Origin of the sequence: Catenibacterium sp., assembly GCF_052354645.1 — a bacterium.
Taxonomy (GTDB): Bacteria; Bacillota_I; Bacilli_A; order Erysipelotrichales; family Coprobacillaceae; genus Catenibacterium; species Catenibacterium mitsuoka_A.
In genome coordinates, this window is record NZ_DAWDDM010000147.1 from 1 (window position 1) to 4,985 (window position 4,985).

The window sequence follows — 4,985 nt, forward strand, 5'->3', positions numbered from 1 at the left end:
TCTTTCCTACTAAATATAAAATTACATTTATAACCGTATTCAGTCTTGATTTTATAGGTTTATTGTTAGGCCTATTTATAAGAGACTTTTCTTTTTTTGTAATAATTAGCGTTATTTTATTATTGGAAGTTAAAATTCATCTTACTGTATCAAGAACTGGATTAAAACAATTAATGAACCAGCAAATAGAACGATACAACAAAGATGTAATATATTTTGATTTATACTTTGATGAAGATAAACTTTACGCAAAAGTAGACTCATCATCGAATGAAGCTCCTATAAAATACAAAGATTTAAAGAAAATTAACGAAACAAATGATATTGTATTTTTTACAAGTAATGCAGGCTTTAAAATCTATTTTGAAAAGAAAAATGCCAGCAATGAAGATATTGAGAAATTACATGCATTTTTTGATAAGCAGAACATCAAATGGAGAAAATCAATTTTATAGATGATAAGGGTAAAGTAATTATAAAAGCCAATATAATAATGAAATAAAAGGGGCATGTGCTCGTATGACTTTACAATTGATGTATAAATATCTTTTATATATTTCAACTTTGTGTTCTTTAAAAAACTTGCTTTTTCTTCCCAAAAGAAAAACCTCCTTAGCAAACCAATGGTATTAAGTTAAGCGACTAAATGTCAAAGAACCTCCTCTATCTTATCCGAAAGCCAGATGGTTGCTTGATCCATTCATTATATAGTATGCATCTGAATTCATAAGTTAATGCCAGTCTGTTTTTTCTTACATTTTTGACATATGATGATTTGGATAATAACTTGATTTCTTCATCAGTAAATTTCTTTGATTTTGACATAGTAAAATTTAAGCAACAAAACAAAAAATGATACCCACAGGAGGGGTATCACAACTGTCAGGTTGTTGTCCTCCTTATGGGTACCATTTTATTTGTAGCTGACACCTTAACTTAATTACCCGATGATATTAGTTTTCTTTAACTTAATACCATTTGAGTTTATTCAATCCTTTTTACTTATCACCAAAGATGACATTCATATATTTTTCTTCATTTGTTAGAATACGGATGATTGTGACTGTATCATGATCATATTTATAGAAAATACTATATTTTCCTGCAATGACATAATAAAGATCTGTTGTCCATCCAGTTCTATTAGATAGCTGACCACCTATTTCAGGGTGTGTTTTTAATACAGCACATAGTTTCACTATCTTTGGATTCAAACGCATAGGGTTTCTTAAATCAGCACGTGCTTGTCTTGTATATCTTAGATTCATAGTTCAATTCCAAATTCTTTTAAGATATCTTCTTCAGAAATGCTATCATCTGCAGGTGCTTTTTCACCTTTATCTAATTCAATCATTAACTGAGAGATTGCCTGTTCTCTTAATGCCTGCTTACTATTTGCTGTTACTAAGAAAGGCATTCCTTCTACATTAATAGACTGCTGAATAAATGCATTAATAGCATCAGTAAGTGTCATACCACACTGTGCATAGATTCCTTCTACCTGTGCTTTGATTTCTGGATTAATACGCATCTGAAAAGTGCTTGTTTTGGGTGCTGTAGCCACTGTTAGTGTTGTTTTTTTCATAGTTCATAAACTCCTTCTCAACTATTATAAACATCACTCAATTAACAGTCAACACATTGTATATACAGAAAACAAATAAAGAAAAAACTGATCAGAAATGAAATCATTTCATCACAGTTTCTTAATTAACGCTTTTTAGATTTATGTCTAGGTTTCTTAACAGCTTTTCTAGCACGAGGAGATTTCTTAACTACTTCTTTTAGTTCTTCTTTCTTCTCTTCTACTACCTTTACTGTATCTTCTACAGCTGCTTTTACTTCTTCTTTCTTTGTTTCCACAACTGCTTTAACTGGTTCTTTAGTTTCTTCAACCTTCTTAGTCACAGCTTTTACGGTCTTTTTAACCGGTTCTTTTTTCTTTTCTACAGTCTTAACAGTTTCTTCTACAACTGTTTTTACAGGTTCCTTAACTTCTTCAACCTTCTTAGCTACAGCCTTTACTGTCTTCTTTACCGGTTCCTTCACTGCTTCCTTTACAGGCTCTTTTACTTTTTCTACCTTTTTAGCCACAGCTTTCACTGTCTTCTTTACTGCTTTCTTAGGTGCAGCCTTTTTCTTCTTATGTGCAATAATCGCCTTAGTAATTTCATTTAACTTCGCTTTAGTCTTAGCACGGAAAATAAATACATGGTTACCTTCAGCCTGTGCAAGAACCTGAGGAATATCTGCTTCAATCTTGATATATTCTCTATACTTATCAGCTACTTCTGCATCAGATAATTCATAATCAATACCAAGACGTCTTCCTACATAACCTACATAATACTTTCTTTCAATTTCATAGAAACAAGTATTATAGATCATCATATCTGCCCAAATAGTATATGTATCTACATCATAAGCATAGTTCATCATATCAGGAATAAAAGCACCTGGTGCTCTCATATTCACTTCTAGAGGAACTAAATCACCTTTTCTACCTAATCCTGGTTTATCTTCAGATAACTTAATGAATTCAAAATGGAAGAAACGGCTTCTTGTATCAAATGCTTTAACAACCTTTTCACCAATTTCATAAATAGGTTTACCTTCTACAGGTTCAGAATGGAAATAGATATCAGATGCATCATTGACTGTATCCATAATAGAAGTATCCATAAAATGACTTGTAGAGAATAAAATATTCTTATCCTTATCAGTCACACCTTCGAATGTTACAACATCACCAGGCACAAAATCTTCTAGAATATAATCAATATAATCCTGTTTATGATCATAGAAGTCTTTTAATTCTTCATCATCTTTTAATTTATAAGTATGAGTTGCTCCTACACCATTATCAGGCTTTACAATCACTGGATAACCATTCTTTTTAGTAAACTCTAAAGCTTCATCAAGTGTATCTAACTTAATATAGTCAGCCACCTTTAAACCAGCACTCTTATATACTTCCTTCATAGCTGATTTAAATTTCATACAGCGCATATTCTGAATCTGTGGACCAGTAGTCACATTAAAGTCTCTTCTTAATGTTGCTTCTAGTTCTAGCCAGTATTCATTTTCTGATTCAATCCAGTCAATCTTACCATAATGACTAGAGAAATAAGCACATGCACGATATACTTCATCATAGTTTTCTAAAGAGCCTACATAGTAATATTCAGTCAATGAATTCTTTGTTTCATCACTGATCATATCGTATGGGCAATCTCCAACACCTAATACATTCACACCACGATCTTTTAAACGTGAACAGAAATTATGATAATATTCTGGAAAATGTGGTGATATAAATACTACATTCATCTATTCTTCTCCTCCTAGATTACTCTCTTTACAAAATATGGGAACTGTACTCTCCACCAATCCCAATCATGGTTTACATCATATCCCCAGAAATCAATCCATGCTGGAATATTCTTATATTCTAATAGCTCTTTCATTCTACTAGTTGAACGAACCATTTCATCTTCCCATGCACCCTGGCCGCAACATAATACGATACGACGTTTTCTATACATTTCTACATATGGGTGATCATAACTCATACCTTCAATATATTTAATAGGACTATTACGATAAACATTATCATCCACATAATCATGGAAGAATAAATCACTATCATAATATCCACTTAATGCGATACATCCACTAAAGATATCCGGTCTTCTAAATAAGAAATTAGCTGCATGTGATGCACCTAATGAACATCCTGTAGTATAAATACCCTTTGCATGTGTACCACACATCGCATTAATGTCAATAATTCTAGGTACTAATTCATCTACAATATAATGATAATATTGTTCCAACATATGTGAACGAGATTCAACATCATGACCGCCTTCTTCACTCCATGTTTCTAAATCAATACTATCACAGCAGAATAATTGTATATTCCCATTATCAATAAGGTCTTCTACTGTAGCGACCATACCATTGTTTTCAAAATCAAAAAATCTACCATTCTGTGTTGGAAATACCAGTATAGGTGTTCCTGCATGTCCATACACCTTATATTCCATATCTCTTTCAAGACATGGACTGTACTCTTTATAATATTCTACTTTCATTCCCAAATCCTCCTTTGCCTTTGCCCATTATATCACATTTAATAGACAATTCACTTATTTATCGGTATTTCCTATATACTCCTTTAATTCTTTAGGAATATGCCTAGCACCTCTTATAGCTCTTAATTGATATGTCTTAAGTACTTCCAATGGATAAAGAGTAGGATCATATGTTTTTAGACGTTTAAGAAGCATACTTGTTTCATTACTTTCTACTACCTGACATTTATACATAATTGCAGAATAAGGAGCACCATAATAGATATATACATTCGCTCCCTGATGAATATTTCCTTTTTGATGCCATTGTATATAATCACTTTGATTAAATGCCTTTATTAAGTTAAAACGTTTAGGAGACGCAGGAATAACCCAATCTTCACATATCACAGTAGTCTGATAGCTTTGATCAACAAGAGACATGATGTCTTCATCACTCAATGTTTCATCTAACAGTATACTAATCCAATGTTTCTTATTCATATGAAAAGCTGGATAGATAGAAGGATGATTCACTGTATCTATAGGAACCTTAATATTCAGACATTCTATTTCTCCCTGTTTATCACAAAACTTAGAATAATCTGTATACATAATAAGTCCAAACCACTTATCATTATTTCTAAATATAAATGAATCGCCATTAGTAAAAGGATGATCTGGAAGAACATGATACTTTTCTTCAATAAGATGCATCAAACGTTTAGATTGAGGAAAAACAAAATAATCATATACAAAACAATGATTTAATATGTCCTCAATACAGTCTTCATATGCAGTTCTTACTTTTTGTACAAACTTTCCCTGCTTACCTACTAAATGAATATTTGTATATTCTTCATCTGTATCAGAATCATAAACCTTAGCCTCTAATATATCATTTATTAT

Annotated in this window: 6 protein-coding genes; 1 reads left to right on the forward strand and 5 read right to left on the reverse strand. The window is 31.7% G+C overall.

Annotation, left to right across the window (positions count from 1 at the left end; all coding sequences use genetic code 11):
• Positions 1 to 455: hypothetical protein (locus ACT8VG_RS07270; protein WP_444195517.1), on the forward strand; the 455-nt coding region annotated here is incomplete at its 5' end.
• Positions 456 to 998: 543 nt separating this feature from the next.
• On the opposite strand, the gene ACT8VG_RS07275 is transcribed toward ACT8VG_RS07270, so the two are convergent.
• The 5 genes from ACT8VG_RS07275 to ACT8VG_RS07295 form a co-directional block, all read right to left on the reverse strand.
• Complete coding sequence (locus ACT8VG_RS07275; RefSeq protein ID WP_006505231.1) at positions 999 to 1,268, reverse strand: type II toxin-antitoxin system RelE/ParE family toxin; 270 nt, start codon at positions 1,266 to 1,268, stop codon at positions 999 to 1,001.
• Positions 1,265 to 1,585 (reverse strand): type II toxin-antitoxin system RelB/DinJ family antitoxin, encoded by a 321-nt coding sequence (locus ACT8VG_RS07280; RefSeq protein WP_022425189.1) that lies wholly within the window; start codon positions 1,583 to 1,585, stop codon positions 1,265 to 1,267. Before ACT8VG_RS07280 ends, ACT8VG_RS07275 begins: the two co-directional genes overlap by 4 nt.
• A gap of 125 nt (positions 1,586 to 1,710) precedes the next feature.
• The gene (locus ACT8VG_RS07285) at positions 1,711 to 3,330 is read right to left on the reverse strand and encodes an ATP-grasp domain-containing protein (RefSeq protein WP_444195518.1); all 1,620 of its coding nucleotides are present in this window, start codon (positions 3,328 to 3,330) and stop codon (positions 1,711 to 1,713) included.
• A 14-nt stretch (positions 3,331 to 3,344) separates the two neighbouring features.
• On the reverse strand, positions 3,345 to 4,097 hold the full coding sequence (locus ACT8VG_RS07290; RefSeq protein WP_440251102.1) for an esterase family protein: 753 nt from the start codon (positions 4,095 to 4,097) through the stop codon (positions 3,345 to 3,347).
• A gap of 54 nt (positions 4,098 to 4,151) precedes the next feature.
• Positions 4,152 to 4,985: MmcQ/YjbR family DNA-binding protein (locus tag ACT8VG_RS07295; RefSeq protein ID WP_444195519.1), on the reverse strand; the 834-nt coding region annotated here is incomplete at its 5' end.